Origin of the sequence: Arthrobacter sp. SRS-W-1-2016, from assembly GCF_002009585.1 — a bacterium.
Lineage (GTDB): Bacteria > Actinomycetota > Actinomycetes > Actinomycetales > Micrococcaceae > Arthrobacter > Arthrobacter bambusae_A.
The window spans coordinates 1-23,551 of the sequence record NZ_MTPV01000044.1 but is presented as its reverse complement, the minus strand read 5'-3'; the positions used below and the strand labels follow the sequence as shown (position 1 = coordinate 23,551).

General features: G+C 61.5%; 17 protein-coding genes and 2 tRNA genes. 11 read left to right on the top strand and 8 right to left on the bottom strand.

The genetic code is table 11. The features are described 5' to 3' along the window. Window positions 1-5,016 precede the first annotated feature (5,016 nt). From BMF89_RS10705 to rpmH, 8 genes are all read right to left on the bottom strand, one after another. A complete protein-coding gene (locus tag BMF89_RS10705; protein ID WP_078107074.1) occupies window positions 5,017-6,228 on the bottom strand; it encodes a ParB/RepB/Spo0J family partition protein in 1,212 nt (403 codons plus the stop codon). Between the two features lie 67 nt (window positions 6,229-6,295). Then, the gene (locus tag BMF89_RS10700) at window positions 6,296-7,351 is read right to left on the bottom strand and encodes a ParA family protein (protein ID WP_241707634.1); all 1,056 of its coding nucleotides are present in this window, start codon (window positions 7,349-7,351) and stop codon (window positions 6,296-6,298) included. A gap of 86 nt (window positions 7,352-7,437) precedes the next feature. After that, on the bottom strand, window positions 7,438-8,088 hold the full coding sequence (gene rsmG, locus BMF89_RS10695) for a 16S rRNA (guanine(527)-N(7))-methyltransferase RsmG (RefSeq protein ID WP_078107073.1): 651 nt from the start codon (window positions 8,086-8,088) through the stop codon (window positions 7,438-7,440). A gap of 6 nt (window positions 8,089-8,094) precedes the next feature. Further along, window positions 8,095-8,673, bottom strand: a complete 579-nt coding sequence (locus tag BMF89_RS10690; RefSeq protein ID WP_078107072.1) for a R3H domain-containing nucleic acid-binding protein — start codon at window positions 8,671-8,673, stop codon at window positions 8,095-8,097. Continuing rightward, window positions 8,673-9,647 (bottom strand): membrane protein insertase YidC, encoded by a 975-nt coding sequence (gene yidC, locus BMF89_RS10685; RefSeq protein WP_078107071.1) that lies wholly within the window; start codon window positions 9,645-9,647, stop codon window positions 8,673-8,675. The genes BMF89_RS10690 and yidC overlap by 1 nt, the downstream gene beginning before the upstream one ends. Before the next feature lie 17 nt (window positions 9,648-9,664). Further along, complete coding sequence (gene yidD / locus BMF89_RS10680; RefSeq protein ID WP_171983457.1) at window positions 9,665-10,054, bottom strand: membrane protein insertion efficiency factor YidD; 390 nt, start codon at window positions 10,052-10,054, stop codon at window positions 9,665-9,667. A 1-nt stretch (window position 10,055) separates the two neighbouring features. Beyond that, on the bottom strand, window positions 10,056-10,463 hold the full coding sequence (gene rnpA / locus BMF89_RS10675) for a ribonuclease P protein component (protein ID WP_078107069.1): 408 nt from the start codon (window positions 10,461-10,463) through the stop codon (window positions 10,056-10,058). Between the two features lie 40 nt (window positions 10,464-10,503). After that, entirely contained in the window at window positions 10,504-10,641 is a 138-nt protein-coding gene (gene rpmH, locus BMF89_RS10670; protein WP_011776797.1) for a 50S ribosomal protein L34, read from the bottom strand. 465 nt (window positions 10,642-11,106) lie between these two features. Here rpmH and dnaA point away from each other — a divergent pair, with 465 nt between their 5' ends. From dnaA to BMF89_RS10620, 11 genes are all read left to right on the top strand, one after another. Next, window positions 11,107-12,528, top strand: coding sequence for a chromosomal replication initiator protein DnaA (gene dnaA, locus BMF89_RS10665; RefSeq protein WP_078107068.1), 1,422 nt, complete (start codon window positions 11,107-11,109; stop codon window positions 12,526-12,528). 535 nt (window positions 12,529-13,063) lie between these two features. Next, entirely contained in the window at window positions 13,064-14,188 is a 1,125-nt protein-coding gene (gene dnaN / locus BMF89_RS10660; RefSeq protein ID WP_078107067.1) for a DNA polymerase III subunit beta, read from the top strand. A gap of 60 nt (window positions 14,189-14,248) precedes the next feature. Beyond that, window positions 14,249-15,169: a phosphogluconate dehydrogenase (NAD(+)-dependent, decarboxylating) gene (gene gnd / locus BMF89_RS10655; RefSeq protein WP_139359626.1), complete on the top strand. Its 921-nt coding sequence runs from the start codon at window positions 14,249-14,251 to the stop codon at window positions 15,167-15,169. Between the two features lie 23 nt (window positions 15,170-15,192). Next, window positions 15,193-16,386 carry a DNA replication/repair protein RecF gene (recF, locus tag BMF89_RS10650; RefSeq protein ID WP_078107065.1) on the top strand — a complete coding sequence of 398 codons (1,194 nt, stop codon included), beginning with the start codon at window positions 15,193-15,195 and terminating at the stop codon, window positions 16,384-16,386. Then, the gene (locus BMF89_RS10645; protein ID WP_078107064.1) at window positions 16,373-16,927 is read left to right on the top strand and encodes a DciA family protein; all 555 of its coding nucleotides are present in this window, start codon (window positions 16,373-16,375) and stop codon (window positions 16,925-16,927) included. Before recF ends, BMF89_RS10645 begins: the two co-directional genes overlap by 14 nt. A 397-nt stretch (window positions 16,928-17,324) precedes the next feature. After that, on the top strand, window positions 17,325-19,400 hold the full coding sequence (gene gyrB, locus BMF89_RS10640; protein ID WP_078107063.1) for a DNA topoisomerase (ATP-hydrolyzing) subunit B: 2,076 nt from the start codon (window positions 17,325-17,327) through the stop codon (window positions 19,398-19,400). A gap of 62 nt (window positions 19,401-19,462) precedes the next feature. Beyond that, window positions 19,463-22,204, top strand: a complete 2,742-nt coding sequence (gene gyrA / locus BMF89_RS10635; RefSeq protein ID WP_078107062.1) for a DNA gyrase subunit A — start codon at window positions 19,463-19,465, stop codon at window positions 22,202-22,204. After that, entirely contained in the window at window positions 22,201-22,896 is a 696-nt protein-coding gene (locus BMF89_RS10630) for a DUF3566 domain-containing protein (protein WP_078107061.1), read from the top strand. Before gyrA ends, BMF89_RS10630 begins: the two co-directional genes overlap by 4 nt. A gap of 113 nt (window positions 22,897-23,009) precedes the next feature. Continuing rightward, window positions 23,010-23,083, top strand: a tRNA-Ile gene (locus BMF89_RS10625). 57 nt (window positions 23,084-23,140) lie between these two features. Continuing rightward, entirely contained in the window at window positions 23,141-23,257 is a 117-nt protein-coding gene (locus BMF89_RS22170) for a DLW-39 family protein (protein ID WP_216353810.1), read from the top strand. A gap of 72 nt (window positions 23,258-23,329) precedes the next feature. Then, window positions 23,330-23,405 (top strand) — tRNA-Ala (locus BMF89_RS10620). Window positions 23,406-23,551: the final 146 nt, after the last annotated feature.

The window sequence follows — 23,551 nt, the reverse complement described above, 5'->3', positions numbered from 1 at the left end:
AACCGTACTGCTCGTCCGTTGGCGCCCACGATCCATCGCCATTCGAAACAGGTCGAACCATACGTTCACCACATGCACTGTTTCACGTGAAACATGGGTCGTTGACGAGTGGAGTAAAAGTGCTCTGGCTGCCGGGTTCACTGCTGGATGACCTGGCGCTCGCGCAGACAGATCGCGAGACAGTGGCGATTGGACGGTTTCACGTGGAACTGCGCTGGCACTGCTGGTTGCGGGGGTTACGGCTTGCCGCCGAGCCGGGGCGTCGTCCCCTATTCATTGCGGCTTTCCAGGTCGATCAATTCCCGTAGAGAACCATTTTTCGAGTTGTTGGACGCTAGCCGTTGGCCGGTACGCCGGGGGTCGCTGCAAATCACACTCCTTGGCACGCGATCAGCGTCCTATTGAGAATCCCGACATCAGCGATGTTTCACGTGAAACACCGTGGCGTCCCGAGAGCCGGCCGGGCACATCCTCGGGCCTGCGATCAATACCGACGCTTCCGTGGGCCGTCGACAGGCAGGCGCGCCAGGTGCCTACCAGCGAATCTCGCAACGCGTAGAGCCATGCGGACACCGGACAAGCGCGTGCGAAACGACGTCGGCCGGCAGAAGACTCGACCGTTAGTGCCAATTGCTCAATAAACAATTAATTCAGGTTGCTTCACTCCCGCACACCGGCCCACCCTCGTCGATGGATCCGTCCGTCATCACCAGTGCCTTCGATTCCGGTCACCCTTGGATACGCATCGAGGCTGAGGAGTCCGCTTGTTGGCCGCCAATCGGGGGAGGAGTTCGCCATTGCCCTGCGCCACAATAAAGCTCCCTGGAATGGCCCCTTGGCACTACGAGGCTGGGAGCAGGCGAGGTGCGGACGCCTTCATCCTCATGGTGTGAGAAGGTCGGGGGACCTTGGGGCCGGGTTGTGGGTGGCTCTATCGGCAGCCCCCATCGATCCGCGACGCCGATCCGTAACGGCGTAGACGTGAACGTGGCTGAATGAGCAGAAGTGTGCGGCATCGGACCCTCTCAGGCAGCTGGACCTGGGGCCAGCGGCTGCACAGTGCGGACAAAGGTGCCGCAGCTACACAACATGTCAGGCCCTAGGAAGGCTAGGCCTTCTTCGCTCGCGGGCGCACGTGACCTCAGAGCGGGCCGTTAGGCAATCACTTGGTCCGTTCGAGGGATTCAGATTGATTGTGGGAGTACCCTTCCAGGATCCCTGCCGCCACGGTGAAGTTGCTTTGGCGGACTGCCTTGCAGTCCGGCTCGACTCAGCCGACCACGCTATCTTGAACCCACCATCCACAGCTTCGGGCACTGGTTCCCGGGTCCACAAACTCGCCTGAGCCGGGCCAGGGTGGCCCTGAAGGCGGTCTGTACCCCGATGATCGTGGACATACGGCATTGGGGGAGACGGAGCCTCAAACGCGCAACTGGAACTAGGTCCACGGCAATTGCCTCCCAGCACGAAAGTCTGGGTTCAAGCCCGCCTCAGCGGGACAAAGAGTCCTGCAAGAGGGACCGCCACGAATTGATCAGCTTGGAGGTAGTAGTCTCCTTGGGCGTCCCTCGCACATGCCCCTTCCTGCAACGACGCGAGAAGCGCTAACAATTGAACCCCGAGGCAGATCAACTCGGGTGGCCACGGCGGGGTTGGCTGCGTTTGGCGGGGGTGTCCGGGGTAGACAGGGTTGATCTGGAGCGCCTGCTCAATCCAAAAGATCTGAGGAGGACCCTCTAACCGCGAGCAATGATTGGGCCGAACTACCTCATGAACGAAGGTGAACTACGAGAAGCGTTATGCCTACGCGGCCGCCGGGTCCGAGATTCAGAATCCAGGGCTGGCCGCAATCTAGTGACTCAACCGCGTTTCCGCGTGACTGAACCGCGTCCGGTTAGCTAACCCACGGGCCGATGGATCTCAGCAATGCTTCTCCGAATGTCAGCAGGCGCTCCCGCTGCAGTCACGCTCCTGGGGTCCCCGATCTCGGTCGTTGCCACCGACCCTTGCCCAACGACGGTGGAAGGTGTCGGGTGATCGGCAGTCTTCGGTTCGGTCGCGTTTCACGTGAAACATGCAGCGACCGTCGAACTCAGGAGCGCTCACACGGCGCGCAGGCGGCATAGAAGATCCCGAGAGCGCAAAGCCGAGCCGAGTCGAGCAGGGCACTGGCGGGCAAGATGAAGGCAAGATTCCACTTCAACTGGATCTTCGCTGAGAGGGATATCCACCGACCGGCCCAAAGTTATACACACAGTTATCCACAGCGATATCCACGGGCGCAAAGAACCACTTCGACTAGCTTCTCCCGGCCGATGGGCGAGCATATCCGGCGCGAAACGCAGCAAAGCTCAGCCGGCCAGATGAGATCAGATTTGATACGGACCGGAAAGTTCCCAGAAGCCCGTGAATCTGCCAATATTGGGCCCAAACGGGGCAAATCTGGCTAATCTACAGGCGCTGGCACTGTTTCACGTGAAACAGAGCCAGCGAGGAACCTCAGGACCACACGAATACCGACGCCGGCCGACGAGATACCCACAGAGCCCCGGCCCGAGCTCCCGCCATCCCACCGAATTATCAACAAAGTTATCCACAGCGATATCCACCGCCGCTCTCAGACTTTTCAACAGCGAGATACACACTCCACGCGGGTAAGCTTTCTCGGATCGTCTGCGTCCAGGTTCGTCGATACCGCCCCGCCGACCCGTGGAAGCAGTGGCCTGCATAGCGTCGACGATCCGACGACGAGCTCAACCGAAGCCACATCGGGTCCTACTAACTCTCTCGCTTTAGCTAGCCGGAGCTCGAGCGATAGAAGCCCGCTAGGACGACCGCCCTCTGAATCTCTTGAAGGATCCGGACTCAGGACGCCCCAGCCACGGACGCCCGTGGGCTGGATCATTCGACAGACCGAAGTGTGTGAAGTGTCCATGAAGAGATTCGGTGCGCTGCCAACCAGGACTGAAAGCCATCCGGACATCCTCGGCGCGCTTATCGCCGCGCCAGCAAGCAGTACAGCAAGCGAGCCTCACCTGAGGCCAGCGCGGCACGAGGACAACTGCGGGCAGGATGCCAGGATTTCAATCCCGCCGCACGACGTCTCCGGGGGAGCCGGCGTCCCCTCACGTTCGATCCAAGTTCACCGCAAGCCGGCACGCCAGGTACAGGGGTCATCTGTGCTGCCTCCAGGCGCCGTTCTCGGCAGGCACCTAAGTCCGCGTAGGCGCAGGCACCGTCGTCTGGAGCCATCGCCGAAACCGCACACCACGAGATCCTGTCTCTCCTGTGAGTTCCGTGGTCCACAGGAAGACTTCGATCAGATTCTTCCTGAGTCCGTCTTGCGGTGCTGACGCATTCGGGGACCCATCGCACTTACCGAGCTGTGGAATTCGACGACGATGTCCGAGGGATCGCGAACCGTCTTGAACGCGTCCGAACATGGAAGATGGAATAGGCTCCGAAGTCCGGATGGGAGATCGCCCCAGCCTGACCGCCATGCCGCAATCCACGAGTTCGGGGGCTGTTGTCTCCCAGCCGCCGGGCGACAATCACGCGAACTCAGTGAAGTATTCTTCCCAGGCGGACTCCCTTCCAGCCGTACTGCCACACTCCAACGAGCTCAGGGAACGGCTTCCCACCAGTCGCGCCTCTGTCGTCGTGAAAGTTGGAGTGGCGAGCAATCCGTCGAAGTCGACCAATACCGCGTCCATCAGATCCTGAAGATGTTCGGCAGCATTCGGTTCGGCGCACCCGTCGTCACTTGGTCCCCGGGAAACGGTGGTTCGTGGCTGTCACTGGCGCAGACACACAGATAGCCCCCCAAAGACCGCAGACAGGCGTATGCACCCGCCACTGAACTCGCGCCGAGTACGGCCCACCGTAGGTGCAAGCAGACAGTGCCTGGGCTACTGATACCCAAACAACTAGCTGGAAACTGGAAGACCCGCGTCCTGGCAACATAGCACCCAGCGGGGATGGTCGGACCTGTTACGCCCGACAAGGTGCAACCAACGCCGAAAGGGGAGCACAAGCAGGCAAAAACACACCGCGTCGTTGAGTGATGGGCGATCGCATCCTGAAATGGTGGGCTCCGGAGGCGCAGATGGTCTTTGATGCCTTCACCTGCTAGAGGGTGAATGGACAGATGGAATCCGAGCAACTGTTTACTTCTCGCCCAGGGCACACCGCCACGTTGCAGCGAATTTGCTCCCAACTGTGAGTGGACTACCAATTACCGGGGTGGGCGAGGTTTGGCTCGATTGTGATGGACTCCATCGCCGCTCCTGTTTCACGTGAAACGGGAGCTGGCGACGGTCCATACAGCCGGCCTGATCAACCGGAAGGCCCGCGCACTGTCGAGGGGATTTCCCCGACCCACGTCGGCAGACTTGGCTGTTCCACGTGAAACATTGGCATGCGGTCCACGCTCAGGAGGCATCATCCGAGAAGTCTGTGGAGATGTATCACTCAAAGAACAAGGCCCAGCCTCCAGGATGGCTGAAGCCTGGCTTTGTGGCAAACAATTGCGCGTGCTGCCCGAACTTCGAATGCGGAGAATCAAGGGAACCGTCAACCAAGACACATCTTGCTACCCAATGCAAAGATCAAGAACGCAGCCACGAGGCAACGGTGGCTAGCGTGAGGTTCAGAGACAGAGCCTCACGCTAGCGTGTCGACTTCTATAGCAGCAGCCAATTGAACTCGATACTGTCTTCTCCGAGCGGCAAGGGGGATCCCGTTGGGTGCGAAAGGCTCCTGATCTTCCAATACCTTGGGCCGATACAACGCCTCGTTTCACGTGAAACACAGCCCCGAAAGCACTACACCACGCCCCACCCTTGCGAACGAGCCCGCCAGCGCACGCCATGGGAGCGCGCCATATGAGCCGGGTATCTATGAAAGAGCAAAGAACAAGGACCAAACGAACCCCTGCAAGCACCGCAGGGAAACCATTAAATGAAAATGGGGCCTGCCTCGTGAGAAGCAAACCTCAGTTCCGTGGAAACCGAGCGACTAGCTTTCGTCCCCTGGTGACAAAACATCCATGATGCGATTCAGATCCTCAACACTAGCGAACTCAATGCTGACGCGACCCTTTCGCGCACCCAAGGTGATCTTCACGTTGGTGTCCAAGCGATCCGAAAGTGAAGAAGCAAGGTAGTCGAGACGCTCATGGCGTGCGTTGGGACGCGGAATGCTGTTCTTCGGCGGCACCGTAGGATCCTGGTACAACGCGACAGCTTCCTCGGTGGCCCGGACTGACATTCCTTCGGCGACAATCTTCTGCGCGAGACGCTCCATCGAGGCTGCGTCCGGGAGAGCAAGCAATGCCCGCGCATGGCCGGCCGAGAGCACGCTGGCTGCTACGCGCCGTTGCACGAGCGGAGGAAGTTTGAGGAGGCGGAGAGTGTTGGACACTTGCGGACGCGAACGGCCGATCCGATCGGCCAGCTGCTCGTGGGTGGTACCGAAGTCCTCAAGGAGCTGTTGGTAGGCGGCAGCTTCTTCCAAAGGGTTCAGCTGACTGCGGTGGAGGTTTTCCAGCAACGCATCGCGAAGGAGGTCGTCATCAGTGGTATCGCGAACAATCGCCGGGATGGTTTCGAGCCCGGCGGCCTGCACTGCCCGCCATCGCCGCTCACCCATCACCAGCTCATACGGTTCTCCACCTTTTTCGGTTGAAGTACGTACAACAATTGGCTGGAGGACGCCTATTTCCTTGACGGAATGAACCAGCTCCGCCATGTCGTCCTCATCGAAGACACTGCGCGGCTGCTTGCGGTTGGGATGGATGTCCCCGACAGGGATTTCGGCGAAGCGCGCACCGGGAACCTCGACCAGTTGGACCTCGGACGATTCCGAGGGAAGCGAGTCAGCCACGGCCTCTCCTGAAGCATCAGCGGCGGCCTCGACTGGCTTCGATCCGGCCGGTCGGTCAGCGTCGGTGGTCTTCGCGGGGGTGACCTTCGCCGCGGGTGACTTCGCAGCAGGGCTCTTTGCCGCCGTCGTGCTCTTGGACGAAGAGCCTCGCGAGGGAGAACTCTTCGCTACTTCCGTTTCAGGCGCCTCGGGAGTGTCCACCGTCTCCGGCGCCTTCCGCGCCTCAGGGAAAAAGAGGTCCACAGGGCGGGACGCCGGGACGCCGTTCCCTGATGCACCAGCCGAAGCGGAGCTGGGAATGAGAGCCCCAAGACCCCGACCCAGGCCTCGTCGCTTTTCGCTCATTAGTATGTCCCTCCGGTGGAATGGCAAGAATAGAGCCCGCCAAGGATATTGCAGTGATTAAGGAAGTCTAGCGCTCGGCGATTTCTGCAGCGGCTTCCATGTAGGACAACGCGCCGCTGGAAGACGGATCATAGGTCATCACCGTCTGCTGGTAGCTTGGGGCCTCCGAGATGCGCACGGAGCGAGGAACCACAGCGCCGAGAACCTGATCCGGGAAATGTTGGCGGACTTCGGAAGCCACCTGCGCGGCCAGGTTGGTGCGGCCGTCATACATGGTGAGGAGAATGGTGGAAACGACCAGATCGGCATTGAGGTGCTTCTGGATCATTTCGATGTTCTTGAGAAGCTGGCTCAGGCCTTCCAATGCGTAGTACTCACACTGGATGGGGATGAGTACCTCGCTTGCCGCGCAGAAGGCATTGACGGTCAGCAGGCCCAGGCTGGGCGGGCAGTCAATGAAGATGAAATCCAGACGACCTTCACCGTTCTTGGCGCGTTCCTTCGAGTAGACATCGATGGCGCGGCGTAGCCGCTGCTCGCGTGCAACGAGGGAAACCAGTTCAATTTCAGCGCCCGCCAGGTGAATGGTTGCCGGCGCGCAAATGAGATTCGGGATATCGGGGCACGGAGCCACGACGTCACGCAGCGGGAGGTCGTTGATCAGCACGTCGTAAATACTGTCGACGTCGGCGTGGTGCTCAATACCAAGAGCGGTGGATGCATTTCCTTGGGGATCGATGTCGATCACCAGGACATTGAGTCCCGCGGAGGCCAAGGCTGCCGCAATATTGACCGTCGTGGTGGTCTTTCCCACGCCGCCCTTTTGATTGGACACCGTGAAAATGCGGGTCTTTTCCGGCTTGGGAAGCTCACGTCCCACCAGGCGTTCACGACGTCGGGTCTCGTTGGCGAGCTGGCGTGCAATGGGGCTGGAATCATCAATGGAGTCCATGACGTTGTCATGTCCGACAATCACGGTTTCACGTGAAACAGCGGCGTTTGCAACCGAATTCGTGCGCATCAGTGCAGATTCAAAGGATGCCGAGGGTGCAGCCATGGCCCGAGCCGACCCCAAGGAAATAAATGGCGGGATCCGCTGGGTGGAGGTTTCGCTACTGCCCACTGTCACACTCTCACTCTCATTCGGCTCTAGCTGCCGTTCTCTAGCTTAACCGCTCAGTTGCGGACACGCGGGACACAGCGCCGAAGCTAGGCGATCTTCCGCTGTTTGTTAACGACGATCCTCACCACAGTGGTGGGTTCCTCCAAGAGCTCCTGCCCGCAAACCACAACAGACGTTTCCACGCCGCCGAGCCTACGGATGATCTTAGCTGCTTGCTCAATCTCCTCGGCAGCACTGCGGCCCTTGATCGCCACAACTTCACCCTTGCCGTTAAGCAAGGGTATGGTCAGTCCGGCGAGTTTGGACAGGGCAGAGACGGCCCTCGCCGTGACGACATCCGCGTCGACCATTCCCACTGCGAGTTCGGCTCTGGTGCGCATGACCGTGACGTTGTCCAGTCCAAGGTCGTCCACTACTTCCTGAAGCCAGATGACCCGCCGCTCCAGGGGTTCGATCAACGTGAGTTCAAGATCGGGACGCGCAATTGCCAAGCACAAGCCCGGAAGTCCCGCCCCGGATCCAACGTCTGCAACGTGGCTTCCGTGGGCTATCGCCGATTCGATGACGGCGCAATTGAGAACGTGCCGGCTCCACAGGCGGGGAACCTCGCGCGGGCCAATCAGCCCGCGCTCGGTTCCCGACGTCGCCAGATGTTCTACGTACCGCTGGGCGAGACCGAGCCGGTCACCGAAAATCTTCTCTGCTGCCTGGAGTTCGGCTGCCGTGATTTCAACCATGATCCGTTAGTCGGCCGAAACCACGATGTGGCGGCCGGCGCCTTCGCCATCGGACTCGGATACAAAACCGAGGTCCGCGACAGCGTCGTGCACAATCTTGCGTTCGTACGCGCTCATGGGTTCAAGTGCCACCGGAGCTCCGGTTTCCTTGACCTTCGCCACGGCGTTTTCGGCAATCTGCTGCAGATCGCCGGCACGTTCCTTGCGGTAACCGTTGATGTCGAGCACCAGGCGCGAGCGGTTCTCGGTTGCCGAGAGCACTGAGAGTCGAGCGAGTTCCTGAAGGGCTTCGAGCACTTCACCGTCGCGGCCTACCAGGCTCTCCAGCCCCTCGGAATCGTCTTCGGCTGCGATGGAGATGTAGGTGCGGCCATTCCGGATCTCGATGTCGATGTCGCCGTCGATATCGGCAATGTCGAGAAGTTCCTCGAGGTAGTCTGCGGCGACGTCGCCCTCTTCCTCGAGGCGGCTTACGGAAGTGCCCTTGCCGGCAGCAGCGTCCTCTTCCGAAGTTTCTACTGTGGCTTCTACCAGTTCCTCGGCGGAGGCAGCGGCCGTTGCCTCTTCGGTGCTTTCAACAGACATTACTTCTTCTTCCTGTTCTTACGTTGTGGCTGAGTGCGCTGCTGTGCCTTGACCTCGACGGCGGCCACCTCGGCAGCGACGTCGGCGTCCTTTTTACCGCCAAAAAGCGGGTGGGACGGCAAGCCTTTGGCGGCGCGACGCTCAGCGAGGGCCCTCGCAGCAGGGGAACCCGGCGTCGGCATGCGGCGGATGACAAAGAACTGCTGACCCATGGTCCACAGGTTCGTGGTGGTCCAGTAAATCAGGACACCGATCGGGAAGTTGATGCCACCCACACCGAACACCAGCGGCAGGATATACAGCATCATCTTCTGCTGGCGCATGAACGGGCTGGCCATCGCCTCGTCGGACATGTTCTTGGCCATGATCTGCTTCTGCGTGATGAACTGCGACGCCGTCATGGCCAGGATCATCACGATGGACAGGACCCAGACAACCGTCTGGTCGGTGCCTGCAGGGCCGCCGTGAAGCAGGGACGCGGAGAGGGGAGCGCCGAAGATGCTGGATTCGTCGAACTGCACCACCTGCTCATGGCTCAGGGCTCCAATGCCCGTGCCGGCCTGTCGGGCCTGGGTGATACCGGAGAGCACCTGGAACAGCGCGAAGAAGAACGGCATCTGGATCAGCATTGGCAAACAAGCGGAGAACGGGTTGGTGCCGTGCTTCTTGTACAGCGCCATCTGTTCCTGCGCCATCGCCTGGCGGGAGAGCTGGTCGGTCTTGCCCTTGTACTTCGCCTGCATCTTCTTCAGATCAGGCTGAAGCAGCTGCATGCCGCGCTGTGCCTTGATTTGCTTGACGAAGACAGGGATCAGGGCAGCACGGATCACCAGCACCAAGCCAATGATGGACAGAGTCCAGGTCCAGCCGTTCTCCGGAGGCAGGCCGATGAAACTCAGCCCGTCGTGGAACCCCAGCATGATCGCGGACACTAGCCACTTGAACGGGGCCAGAATTGTTCCAAAGATGTCCATACGTTTTCCCTATTTCCTCAGGCCGCTGTGCGGCGACCGTCTTCATCAGACCACACAGCCAGGAACTGGTCCGGGTTGTTCAGTACAACAATTGTGGGCGTCTGGCCTTCGGGCCAATGACGATGTCCGGCGGGGACGTGGTCCACGCCGCCGGCGTTCCAGGGGTGGCAACGCGCAAGGCGCCGCACCGCGAGCCAACTTCCCTTGACGGCACCATGGACCGTCACCGCTTCGAGGGCATAAGCCGAGCAGGAGGGGAAGAACCGGCACACCTGGCCATATAAGGGAGAAATGATCCTGCGGTACGTCTTCAGCAAGATGATGAGGACGTTGCGCGGCAGCTCCCACAGAAAAGTTCCGAGGATCCCCGGAGCGACTCTAAAGAAGCGGACGACGGCGGAGCTCAGCTCATGCACGCGGTGTCCCTTCCGTTGTGGTGCCCTGGGTGGGCGAAACAACCCGCGGAGAGGATCCGCCGAGCCGTTTCGTGGTTGCCGCCAAGGCGGCGTTGTAATCCGTCAGCAGCTGGTCCCAGCTTGCCGTAGCGGCCGCGGGCAACGCCCGGACCACCACAGCAAGACCCGTGCCATGCCTATTCAAAGACAAAGCACCTGCTTCTCTCAGTCTCCTCTTAACGAGGTTCCTGGTCACAGCGTTCCCGACAGCTTTGGAAACGATGAAGCCGATGCGGCTCGGTTCGCCGGCACCGATAGGTGCCGTATATAACACTAAGTTCCGGCGTCCATTGCGGACGCCGGAACGTACAGTTGTTGAAAAGTCGGTAGAAGTCCGCAGACGGTTACGGGTGGCTAGCACCTAGTGACTCGCTTGGAAGGCTGACCGACGAGTCAGATATTTAGGCCGACAGTTCGACGCGGCCCTTGCCACGACGGGCGGCCAGGATGGCACGGCCGGCACGGGTGCGCATACGAAGGCGGAAGCCATGCTTCTTGGCCCGACGGCGGTTATTCGGCTGAAAAGTCCGCTTGCTCACGTTAGTTACTCCAGTGGATCAAAGGTGCGCCCACCCGATCAAAAGGGGAAGAACTGGCCGACGCTAAGTTTATTGAGTATCCGCCGCCGCCCAACGCCGGATTTACCGGAGGTGCGGGTGGTCAAAAAGCGGACACATAGGACTTCACAACGTTAGGGCAAAAAGACCCCCGAGGTCAAACCGGGAGCCGCCGTGCCTGTTATCCCCAGCTGTGGCTAAGTACACGCATCAGCCTGTGGATGAAGTGGCTCACAGGCCCCGTTTCAGAACCACAACGGTGTAATTATCCACAAGCTTGTTCCCAGCTATCTTCTGGAGTTTCCATCCCCTAGAGTGTCTCAGTAGCCGATTATCCACGGACTGTGCATAACCCTGTGGATTCGGTTCGGAATCCATGCCCTTTGATCGGCCACGGACCTTCGGCTGCCGCAATCCAGGCAAGCAAGCACTCGAGGGAACCAATTGATGACGGTAGACGAAGCCAACCACGCCAACACGGTCGGAAGTTCCTGGCGGCGGGTGCTGAGCCTGCTGGAACAAGACGATCGCGTCACACCCCGGCAGCGTGGTTTCGTTATCCTTGCGCAGGCGCAGGGCCTGATCGGTTCCACCCTCCTGGTGGCCGTGCCCAACGAACTGACCCGCGAGGTTCTCCAGACGCAAGTCAAGGACGCCCTCGATGACGCCCTCCGCAGCGTCTTTTCCGACGACATCCGGTGCGCGATCGACGTCGACACGGATTTGGTGCCCATCCACGAAGAGCCGGCACCCGCCGTCGAACTCTCTTCCGCGAACGACCTGGCCGTGGAACTGAAGCCGCAACCCACTCCGCCGAGCACTTCGCACGAATTCGGCCGGCTGAACCCGAAGTACGTCTTCGACACCTTCGTGATCGGTTCTTCCAACCGCTTCGCCCACGCCGCGGCCGTCGCGGTCGCGGAAGCACCGGCCAAGGCCTACAACCCGCTGTTCATCTACGGTGACTCCGGGCTCGGCAAGACCCACTTGCTGCACGCGATCGGCCACTACGCCCGCCGGCTCTACAGCGGAATCCGGGTGCGCTACGTGAATTCCGAGGAGTTCACCAACGACTTCATCAACTCCATCCGCGACGACGAAGGCGCCAGCTTCAAGACCACGTACCGCAACGTCGACGTGCTCCTGATTGACGACATCCAGTTCCTGGCGGGCAAGGACCGGACGCTCGAAGAGTTCTTCCACACCTTCAACGCCTTGCACAACAACAACAAGCAGGTGGTCATCACCTCGGACCTCCCGCCGAAGCAGCTGGCCGGATTCGAGGACCGCATGAAGTCCCGTTTCGAGTGGGGCCTGCTGACCGATATCCAGCCGCCGGAACTCGAAACCCGCATCGCGATCCTCCGCAAGAAGGCCCAGAGCGAGGGATTGTCCGCCCCGGACGACGCTTTGGAGTACATCGCTTCCAAGATCTCCAGCAACATCCGCGAGCTCGAAGGCGCGCTGATCCGCGTCACCGCGTTCGCCAGCCTCAACCGCCAGCCCGTCGATGTGGCCCTCGCCGAAATGGTGCTGAAGGACCTGATCACCGATGACGGAGCCCAGGAGATCACGGCCGACCAGATCCTCAAGCAGACGGCCGAGTACTTCAAGCTCAGCATGGAAGAGCTTTGCAGCAAGTCCCGCACACGCACGTTGGTGACCGCGCGGCAGATCGCAATGTACCTGTGCCGCGAGCTCACGGACATGTCCCTGCCGAAGATCGGCCAGGAGCTTGGCGGCCGCGACCACACAACGGTGATCCACGCGGACCGCAAGATTCGCGAACTGATGGCCGAGCGCCGTGTGATCTACAACCAGGTGACCGAGCTGACCAACCGCATCAAGCAGCAGCAACGCGATTCCTGAGTCGGTCCCCTCGGGCCACTACATACCTTATTAACAGGCGCATGTGGATAAGCCTGTGGATACTTAAGGGGACAAGCGCGGTTAATGGGCTTAAAACCCTTAAGCCGTCTGTGGATCGTTAAAAACGGCCCTGGGGGTTATCCACGTCCACACCCTGTTTAAAACCCCTGTCACCCACATGTCGTGAACAGGGCTTAACCCCGGAACCGCGGCTCCAGAGCCGGTTATCCACAGTTTCCACAGGGGTTATTAACACTACTAATCCCAAAAAAATGAATTCCCTCAAATAACAATCTCCTTCCGCCCACCCAGCGACGCAGCCCATGGCTGCTTCGAACCAAGGCCAGCAGGCCGGGGATGGGTTAATGCCCGAACTTCCGGCTAAGCTGTCTGCATCGCGTCCATCCTTGGCGCTGCTTTGTAGTTCGCTCGCTGCGGACCATGCAGCTTTCGGGTTCCGGACGCCGGATTTCCGGGCTCCTGGGGGAGTTTCCGGTGGAACACTGGCAGCAGCAATGAAAGGCGGCACCCTTCCGTGAAGTTCAGAGTCGAGCGGGATGTCCTGGCAGAAGCCGTCACATGGACAGCCCGGTCCTTGTCTCCGCGGCCGCCCGTCCCGGTACTTTCAGGTCTCCTCCTCAAGGCAGAAGCCGGAACAGTGAGTCTCTCGAGCTTCGACTACGAGACCTCCGCCCGTCTCGAGATCCCGGCTGACATCACCACAGAGGGAACCATCCTGGTTTCCGGACGCCTCCTGGCCGATATCTGCCGCAGCCTGCCGTCGGCTCCTGTCGACATCGAAACCGATGGCAGCAAAGTCACGCTGACGTGCCGTCGAAGCAGCTTTCATCTCGCCACGATGCCGGAATCCGAATACCCGCCGCTTCCGGCACTTCCCGCCATCAGTGGAACCTTGCCCGGTGACGCTTTCGCGCAGGCCGTTTCGCAGGTCATCATCGCTGCCAGTAGGGATGACACCCTGCCGATCCTCACCGGTGTCCGGATGGAAATCGAAGATGACATGATCACCCTCCTCGCCACTGACCGTTACCGCCTGGCCATGCGGGAAGTACCGTGGAAGCCCGTCACCCCGGGAATTTCCACGAGCGCCCTGGTGAAATCGAAGACCCTCAACGAAGTGGCCAAGACACTGGGCGGCAGCGGAGACATCCATCTCGCCCTCGCAGACGACGACAGCCGCCTGATTGGCTTCGAAAGCGGCGGGCGCACCACCACGTCCCTGCTCGTCGACGGCGACTACCCCAAGATCCGGTCCCTGTTCCCGGATTCCACGCCGATCCACGCGACGGTCCAAACCCAGGAACTCGTTGAAGCCGTTCGCCGCGTGTCCCTGGTTGCGGAGCGAAACACCCCGGTCCGCCTGGCGTTCACCCAGGGCCAGTTGAACCTCGACGCCGGTACCGGCGAAGACGCGCAGGCATCCGAGGAACTGGAAGCCCAGCTCAGCGGCGAAGACATCACTGTCGCCTTCAACCCGCACTACCTCGTGGAGGGCCTGAGCGTGATCGAGACCAAGTTCGTGCGCTTCTCCTTCACCACGGCACCCAAGCCGGCCATGATCACCGCCCAGGTTGACGCCGACGGCGACGACAAGGGCGACTACCGCTACCTCGTGATGCCCGTCCGCCTCCCCAACTAGCTGACATTAGTTGTCGTTACGGGCGCTCAAAACGACATCAAATGCGAGTCAGTCGGGTCAATACCACAACCACCAACGCAGAAAAGAGTTCACACCGTGCACATCGGACTGATCGGCCTTGGAAAAATGGGTTTCAACATGCGCGAACGCATGCGCAAAGGCGGAATCGAGGTCACCGGCTTTGACCGCAATCAGGACATCGCGGACGTCGCCTCCGTTGACGAGCTGATTGCTGCCCTTCCGACGCCGCGCCTCGTCTGGGTCATGGTGCCCTCCGGAGATATCACCGACGCCGTGATCAGCGAACTCGGCGAGAAGCTTTCTGCCGGGGACATGGTGATCGACGGCGGCAACTCGCGCTTCACCGAAGACCAGAAACACGCGGCGTTCCTGGACTCCAAGGACATCCGTTTCGCCGATTGCGGGGTTTCCGGAGGCGTCTGGGGATTGCAGAACGGCTACGGATTGATGGCAGGCGGCTCGGACGAAGACATCGAACTCGCCATGCCGGTATTCGATGCGCTTCGCCCCGAAGGCGACCGTGCCGACAGCTTCGTCCACGTGGGCGGCGTGGGGGCAGGCCACTACGCCAAGATGGTCCACAACGGCATCGAATACGGTCTGATGCAGGCCTACGCCGAAGGCTACGAACTGCTCGCGGCCAAGGACATCATCAAGGACCTTCCCGGTACCTTCCGGGCCTGGCAAAAGGGCACGGTCGTCCGATCCTGGCTGTTGGACCTCATGGTCAAAGCATTGGACGAAGACCCGGGCCTGGCGTCCATCGGGGACTACGTCGAGGACTCGGGCGAAGGCCGTTGGACGGTGGAAGAAGCCATAGCCAACGCGATTCCCGCGCCGGCAATCACCGCTGCGCTCTTCGCCCGATTCTCCTCCCGCGAGGACAGCTCACCGGCCATGAAGATGGTGTCGGCGTTGCGCAACCAGTTCGGCGGACACGCCACCCGTCCGGCCAACTAGGCCCCGGCCGACCAGCAGTACGCGTGTACCTCGAACATCTTTCGCTGACCGATTTCCGCAGCTACGCGCAGGTTGACCTCAAGCTTGGCCCCGGCGTCACGGTCCTGGTTGGGTCCAACGGCATCGGCAAGACGAACCTCATGGAAGCCATCGGATACCTGGCTACCCTGAGCTCGCACCGCGTCAGTACCGATGCGCCGCTCCTGCGCTTCGGCACGGACCGCGCGTTGATCCGGGCGAAGCTTGTCCGGGGCGAACAATCGACGGTAGTCGAACTCGAAATCAATGCCGGCCGTGCCAACCGGGGCCGGATCAACCGCGGAAATCCTGCCCGGGCCCGCGACATCCTGGGCATTTGCCAGACGGTGCTTTTCGCGCCCGAGGACCTTGCCCTGGTCAAGGGTGATCCGTCCAACCGCCGGCGCTTCCTCGACGAACTGCTGGTCAGCCTCATGCCGGTCCATGCGGCAACCCGCAGCGACTACGACCGGGTGCTCAAACAGCGCAATGCCCTGTTGAAATCGGCCCGCACCGGGAAATTCACCTCGGGCCATGAGGCAACGCTCGATGTCTGGGACCAGCACATGGCGAGGGCCGGCGCGGAGCTCCTGCATGCGCGGCTGGAACTCGTCGAACGGCTCCGTCCCCACCTCAAGAACGCCTACGCGCAACTGACGGACGGATCGAAGGAAGCAGGCGCGGTCTACCGCTCCACCATCCAGGGCGTGCTGGACGACGACGGCGGTCCCGCGGAGCGTCCCGCTGAAGGTTCAGAGGGAGTGGAGGACCTCCGCTCGCTGTCCGTGGATCAGCTCACGGAGCGCTACATCCAGGCCTTCGCGGCCTCGCGCCGCAAGGAGTTGGAACGCGGAATTTCCCTAGTGGGACCCCATCGCGACGAACTCGAGCTGGTTCTGGGCCAGGCACCGGCAAAAGGCTATGCCTCCCATGGCGAAACATGGTCCATGTGCCTCTCCCTGCGCCTGGCCTCGTACTACGTCATGCTCGACGACACGCGTACCGGCGGTTCTGCTCCGATCCTCATTCTCGACGATGTGTTCGCCGAACTGGATGTACAGCGTCGGCGTAAACTGGCTGCAATAGTGGCCGGCGCCGAACAGGTTTTGGTGACGGCCGCCGTCGACGCGGACATTCCCGAGGAACTGGCGGGGCGACGCGTGAAGGTTGTGCCCGGAGACATTGATGGAGAAGGATAGCCCCGGCGGACGCCAGCCGGGCAGGGACCCCGACGAGATTGATGCTGCCCAATCAGCTTTGAACCGGATGCGGGAAGCGGCCGCTGCACGGGGCGAAATCCGCCGCGCCGCCCCACGGACAGGTGCCGCTCCCAAACGCAAGGGCGTCCGCGACACCCGCGGATTCAGCCAATTCCACGGCAGCGGCAGGGATCCGCTTGGCCTGGGGAAAGTCGTTGGAAGGCTCGTGGCCGAACGGGGCTGGACCTCTCCAGTGGCCGTCGGCTCCGTGATGGCTGAGTGGGATGCCTTGGTGGGACCGGAGATTTCCGCGCATTGCACTCCTGAGAGTTTCACCGACACCACGCTCCATGTCCGCTGCGATTCCACCGCATGGGCAACCCAGCTCAGGCTCCTGAGCACCAGCCTCCTGGACATGTTCCGAAGGGAACTCGGAGAAGGAGTGGTGACGTCCATCCAGGTGCTCGCACCCACCGCGCCGAGCTGGCGCAAGGGCGGCCGAAGCGTTAATGGGCGGGGCCCCCGGGATACCTACGGGTAACTTCCGTGCACCCTCGCCGGCGCATTCTGCTTGAAGGGCGCACAGGGGCGTGAAACCTCCCTGGACCGTATAGCTCCCTAGAGGGGGCCGTTTTGGCACCTTGCAGATGGGGCCCACGGCCTCCCACAGCTACTTTCCTGAGCATATGGGCCGGGTTTTGCGAGGAACTGCGCTCAGTCACGATAGAATCGGCATAGACAACTGGGCGCCGGTGAACGTTGATTGGCTCCGCTGAACAGCACTTGTAACAGCGGATCCGCCAATGGCGAAGTAGCCGGCGTTAGCAGTGACGTCCCTGTTGGCGGCTGCCGTATCCCTGTGGTGTGTCCTGACGGACGTGCTTCCTTGGTGCGGTGACGGCCGGCGACCATCGAACACGGAGGAGTCGAAAGCGCCTGTGGCTAACGACAATGCAGAGACCTTGGCAGTAGAGCCCGCGAAGGAGAACGCCCACAAGCCTGACACACCCTCGGGGTCCAAGGAGTACGGTGCGAGCGACATCACCGTCCTTGAAGGTCTCGAAGCGGTGCGCAAGCGCCCGGGCATGTACATCGGATCCACGGGCCCGCGCGGCCTCCACCACTTGGTGTATGAAGTGGTGGACAACTCGGTGGACGAGGCTCTTGCGGGGTACTGCAGCCACATTGAAGTGACCCTCCAGGCCGACGGCGGCGTGAAAGTCGTGGACGACGGCCGCGGCATCCCGGTGGATATGCACCCCACGGAAAAGAAGCCCACCGTCGAAGTTGTCATGACCATCCTGCACGCGGGCGGCAAGTTCGGCGGCAGCGGCTATGCGGTGTCCGGCGGCCTCCACGGCGTCGGTATTTCCGTCGTCAACGCACTATCGCGCAGGGTCGACACCGAGGTGCGTCGCCAGGGCCACGTTTGGCGAATGAGTTTTGCCGACGGCGGCAAGCCGCAAGGCGGACTCGTCCAGGGCGAAGCAACGGAGCAGACCGGAACGTCCCAGACGTTCTACCCGGACGGCACCATCTTCGAGAGCACCGAATTCGATTTCGAAACCCTCCGCGCACGGTTCCAGCAGATGGCCTTCCTCAACAAGGGGCTGCGCATCACCCTCACGGACGAGCGTCCTGTCGCGGGAGCAGGCGACGATGATCTGGATCTCGACGCTGTTGCCACCGACGGCGAAGTCGCGGCAGAACACCGTACGGTGGTTTACCAGTACAACGACGGTCTCCTCGACTACGTAAAACACCTGAACTCGAACAAGAAGGTGGACGTCGTCCACGAGGACGTCATCGCCTTCGAAACCGAAGACACTGAGCGGCACATCGCCGTCGAAGTCGCGATGCAGTGGACCACGGCATATTCCGAGAGCGTCCACACATACGCCAACACCATCAACACGCACGAGGGCGGAACCCACGAAGAAGGCTTCCGCGCCGCGATGACGTCGCTCATCAACCGCTACGCGCGCGAGAAGACGATCATCAAGGAAAAGGATGACAACCTCACCGGTGACGACATCCGCGAAGGCCTCACCGCCGTTATCTCGGTGAAGCTGTCCGAACCCCAGTTCGAGGGTCAGACCAAGACCAAACTGGGCAACTCCGAGGTCAAGGGCTTCGTCCAACGGGTGGTCACCGACCAGCTCGGCGACTGGCTGGAACGCAACCCCGGTCCGGCCCGTGACGTCATCCGCAAGGCTGTCCAGGCCGCCCAAGCCCGCATGGCCGCCCGGAAGGCTCGCGACAACGCGCGCCGCAAGAGCCCGCTGGAATCCTTCGGTATGCCGGGCAAGCTGTCCGACTGCTCTTCGAAGGACCCGTCGCGCTGCGAGGTCTACCTTGTGGAGGGTGACTCCGCCGGCGGTTCGGCCAAGCGTGGCCGGAACCCCGAGACCCAGGCGATCCTGCCGCTGCGCGGCAAGATCCTGAACGTGGAGCGCGCACGGCTGGACAAGGCGCTCGGCAACAATGAAGTCCAGTCCATGATCACGGCTTTCGGAACCGGGATCGGCGAGGACTTCGACATCTCCAAGCTGCGGTACCACAAGATCGTCCTCATGGCCGATGCCGACGTGGACGGCCAGCACATCACTACGCTGCTGATGACGCTGTTGTTCCGCTACATGCGTCCGCTGATTGAGAACGGGTACGTCTACCTGGCCCAGCCGCCGCTGTACCGCATCAAGTGGTCGAACGCCCCCCACGACTACGTCTACAGCGACCGTGAGCGTGACGCCAAGCTGGTTTCCGGCCAGGCCGCCGGCCGCCGTATCCCGAAGGACAACGGCATCCAGCGCTACAAGGGCCTCGGTGAAATGGACTACACCGAACTCTGGGACACCACCATGGACCCGGACCACCGCACGCTCCTGCAAGTCACCATGGACGATGCCTTGGCAGCGGACCAGACCTTCTCCGTACTGATGGGTGAAGACGTGGAATCGCGCCGGAACTTCATTCAGCAGAACGCCAAGGACGTCAGGTTCCTGGATATCTAGAGACTTCAAAGCCCTAGAAATATTCCAGTACTGACATATACCTGAAACGGAAATCATAGACTATGAGTGAAGAAACACCTGAGGTTCCCGCTGAATCGGCCGGCATTCCGGAACCCGTTCTCGAGGGCGATGTACTGACCGACCGGGTAGACCAGGTGGACCTGCAGACGGAAATGCAGCGTTCGTATCTGGACTATGCCATGGCCGTCATCGTCGGCCGCGCGCTTCCGGACGTCCGCGACGGCCTGAAGCCCGTCCACCGCCGCGTGCTGTACGCGATGTTCGACGGCGGCTACCGCCCGGACCGTTCGTTCAACAAGTGCGCCCGTGTGGTGGGCGAGGTCATGGGCCAGTACCACCCGCACGGTGACACCGCGATCTACGATGCCCTGGTCCGCCTCATCCAGGACTGGACGATGCGCTATCCGCTGGCCCTGGGCCAAGGCAACTTCGGTTCCCCGGGCAACGACGGCGCCGCGGCCCCGCGATACACCGAGACAAAAATGGCCCAGCTGGCCATGGAAATGGTCCGCGACATCGACGAGGAAACCGTCGATTTCCAGGACAACTACGACGGCAAGAACCAGGAACCCACCATCCTGCCGGCGCGTTTCCCCAACCTGCTGGTCAACGGTTCCTCCGGCATCGCCGTGGGCATGGCGACCAACATTCCGCCCCACAACCTCCGCGAAGTTGCCGACGGTGTGCAGTGGTACCTGGCCAACCCGACTGCAAGCCGTGAAGAGTTGCTCGAAGCGTTGCTCGTGCGCATCAAGGGCCCGGACTTCCCGACCGGTGCAACCATCCTCGGCCACAAGGGCATCGAGGACGCGTACCGGACGGGCCGGGGCTCCATCACCATGCGCGCTGTGGTCAACGTCGAGGAACTCCAGGGCCGCACATGCCTGGTGGTCACCGAACTGCCGTACCAGGCAAACCCGGACAACCTGGCTATCAAGATCGCCGAACTGGTCAAGGACGGCAAGATCCAAGGCATCGCGGACCTCCGCGACGAGACGTCCGGCCGTACCGGCCAGCGGCTCGTGATCGTACTCAAGCGCGACGCCGTGGCCAAGGTGGTGCTCAACAACCTCTACAAGCACACTCAGCTGCAGGACAATTTCGGTGCCAACATGCTGGCAATTGTCGACGGCATACCCCGCACGCTGAGCCTGGACGCCTTCATCCGGCACTGGGTCGCCCACCAGATGAGCGTCATTGTCCGGCGGACCCGCTACCGCCTGCGCAAGGCCGAGGAAGAGGCGCACATCCTGCGCGCACTTCTCAAGGCGTTGGACATGCTGGACGAGGTCATTGCGCTCATCCGGGCCTCCAACACCACCGAGGCCGCCCGCGACGGCCTCATGGGACTGCTGGAGATCGACGAGCTCCAGGCCCGCGCCATCCTCGACATGCAGCTCCGCCGGCTCGCCGCGTTGGAACGCCAGAAGATCCAGGACAGGCATGCCGAGCTTGAAGCCATGATCACGGAGTTCAACTCGATCTTGGCTTCCGAGCAGCGCCAGCGCGACATCATCAGCCAGGAGTTGGCTGAGATTGTGGCCAAGCACGGAGACGACCGCCGGACCCACATCCTCATGGGCTTCGACGGTGACATGTCCATGGAAGACCTCATCCCCGAGGAAGAAGTGGTGGTCACCATCACCCGCGGCGGCTACGTCAAGCGAACCCGCAGCGACAACTATCGTTCGCAGCAGCGAGGCGGCAAGGGCGTCAAAGGCGCCCAGCTTCGCGGCGACGACGTCGTGGAACACTTCTTCGTTACGACCACGCACCACTGGTTGCTGTTCTTCACCAACCTCGGCCGGGTCTACCGGGCCAAGGCGTACGAGCTGGCGGAGGCCGGCCGGGACGCCAAGGGACAGCACGTGGCAAACCTGTTGGCCTTCCAGCCGGACGAGCACATCGCCCAGGTCCTTGATCTGCGCGATTATGAGCAAGCCCCGTACCTGGTGCTCGCCACCAAGAACGGCCTGGTGAAGAAGACGCGCCTGGAAGACTACGACACCAACCGCACGGCCGGCGTCATCGCCATCAACCTGCGGGATGAGGACGAGCTCGTCTCGGCGCAGCTCGTGTCCGAAACGGACGATCTCCTCCTGGTTTCCCGCAAGGGCCAGTCGATCCGCTTCACGGCCACCGACGAGGCATTGCGTCCCATGGGGCGCGCCACCTCGGGCGTGACCGGAATGAAGTTCCGTGAAGACGACGAATTGCTCGCGGCCGACGTCGTCCAGGACGGCTCGTTCGTCTTCGTGGTGACTGAAGGCGGATACGCCAAGCGCACCGCCGTCGAGGAGTATCGTCTCCAGGGCCGTGGCGGGCTGGGCATCAAGGTGGCCAAGCTTCAGGAAGAACGCGGCGACCTTGTCGGTGCGCTGATCGTCAATGAAGAAGACGAAGTCCTGGTGGTCATGGAGGGTGGCAAGATTGTCCGCTCCGCGGTGGCAGGGGTTCCTGCCAAGGGCCGTGACACCATGGGCGTCATCTTCGCGAAGCCTGACAAGAACGACCGCATCATCGAGGTGGCCCGCAACAGCGAACGCGGCCTTGATGTCGAGGAGTCCGACGACGAACACGGCGAGGGCGCGGAAGATGCCTCAGCCGTCAATAGCGTCGAAAATCCCTCCGGAGGAACGTCCGGGGCGGACGATGACGTAACGTTGGCTGCAAACGGCGGCGCCGATCAGGCGACCGCAACGGCCGAATCGGGATCGGCCGCAGGATCCGGTAATGGGTCCGGCGTCGAGCTGAACGAAGACAATACCGGAGGTAACGAGTGAGCAATTCGGACTCATATCCCAAGCCGAGTACGGGTGTCCCTGGAGGATTGCGGCAGCCGTCGGCGACTCCGCGGGTAGACGCACCGGCCCGTCCCCAGCAGCGCCCCGCGGCATCCACGCCGGGTGCGGCAGGAACCGGCGCGGAGAGGGTACCGGGCCAGCGTCCTGCGGTTCCCGGCCAGCGCCCGGCCGTTCCGGGACAGCGTCCCGCAGGAACACAGCGCCCGGCAGGGCAGCGTCCCGCCGCGCCCGGCCAGAGGCCCGTGCAGGGCCAGCAGCGTCCCGCCTCGGGGGCTCCCGGGCTCGTGAAGCCGGCACCCAAGGCCAAGGTCCGCCGCGCCCGCCTGCTCGTGAGCAAGGTTGATCCGTGGTCTGTCCTGAAGATGGCGTTCCTGCTGTCCGTTGCCTTGGGCATCGTGACGGTGATCGCAGCAGTCGTGCTTTGGACCGTTCTGGACCTCACCGGCATTTTCAACCAGGTGGACAGCCTTCTGGGCACCCTGGCGGGCTCGGAAAGCGGTGGCTTCGAACTCAAGAAGGTCGCATCGCTGGGACAGGTGGCTTCCTTTGCCACCATCATTGCCGTAGTGAATGTCGTGCTGCTGACTGCCCTGTCGATGCTGAGCGCCGTGCTTTATAACATTGCCGCAACACTCGTTGGCGGCATCGGCGTGACCCTCACCGACGACTAGCCCAAACGCTCGGAAATTGGGGGAAACTGCTGGAAAACAGTGGTGAAAATACCTCGATTTGAGATCGGGCCGGGATGTGCTGTAAAGTCATGTCTCGGCCCGAAGAGGTATCGGGGCGTATAGCTCAGGCGGTTAGAGCGCTTCGCTGATAACGAAGAGGTCCCAGGTTCAAGTCCTGGTACGCCCACGGAACCTGCACAGGTTCTGCTAAAGGTTCGGGAAACCGGGTCGGAACGGGGTGCGTGTGAAGAAGTTGCTAGTAGTTGCAGCTGCGGTCGCAGGCGTCCTGCTCTACAAAAAAGTGCAGGAATCCGAAGCCCGGAAAACGGTCTGGAGCAAGGCAACCGATACGGTTGAGTAGCGAAGGCACCCGGTCTGGAGATGGTCAAAACCATCGATGGAACTAGGGTAGTATGGACGGGTTGCTTCTTATGGGGGCATGGCGCAATTGGTAGCGCACCTGCTTTGCAAGCAGGGGGTTCGGGGTTCGAGTCCCCGTGCCTCCACCATAAGAAAGAGTCCCGGTCAGAAATGACCGGGACTCTTTGCGTTAAGCCGCCCCACTAAGGTTGAATTGTGGGTTATAGGACAAAACGTGTGTAAATCCCGGGCGCGTCATGATCGTCCTGCCCAGCCTGTGCGGTGCCAGAGTCCT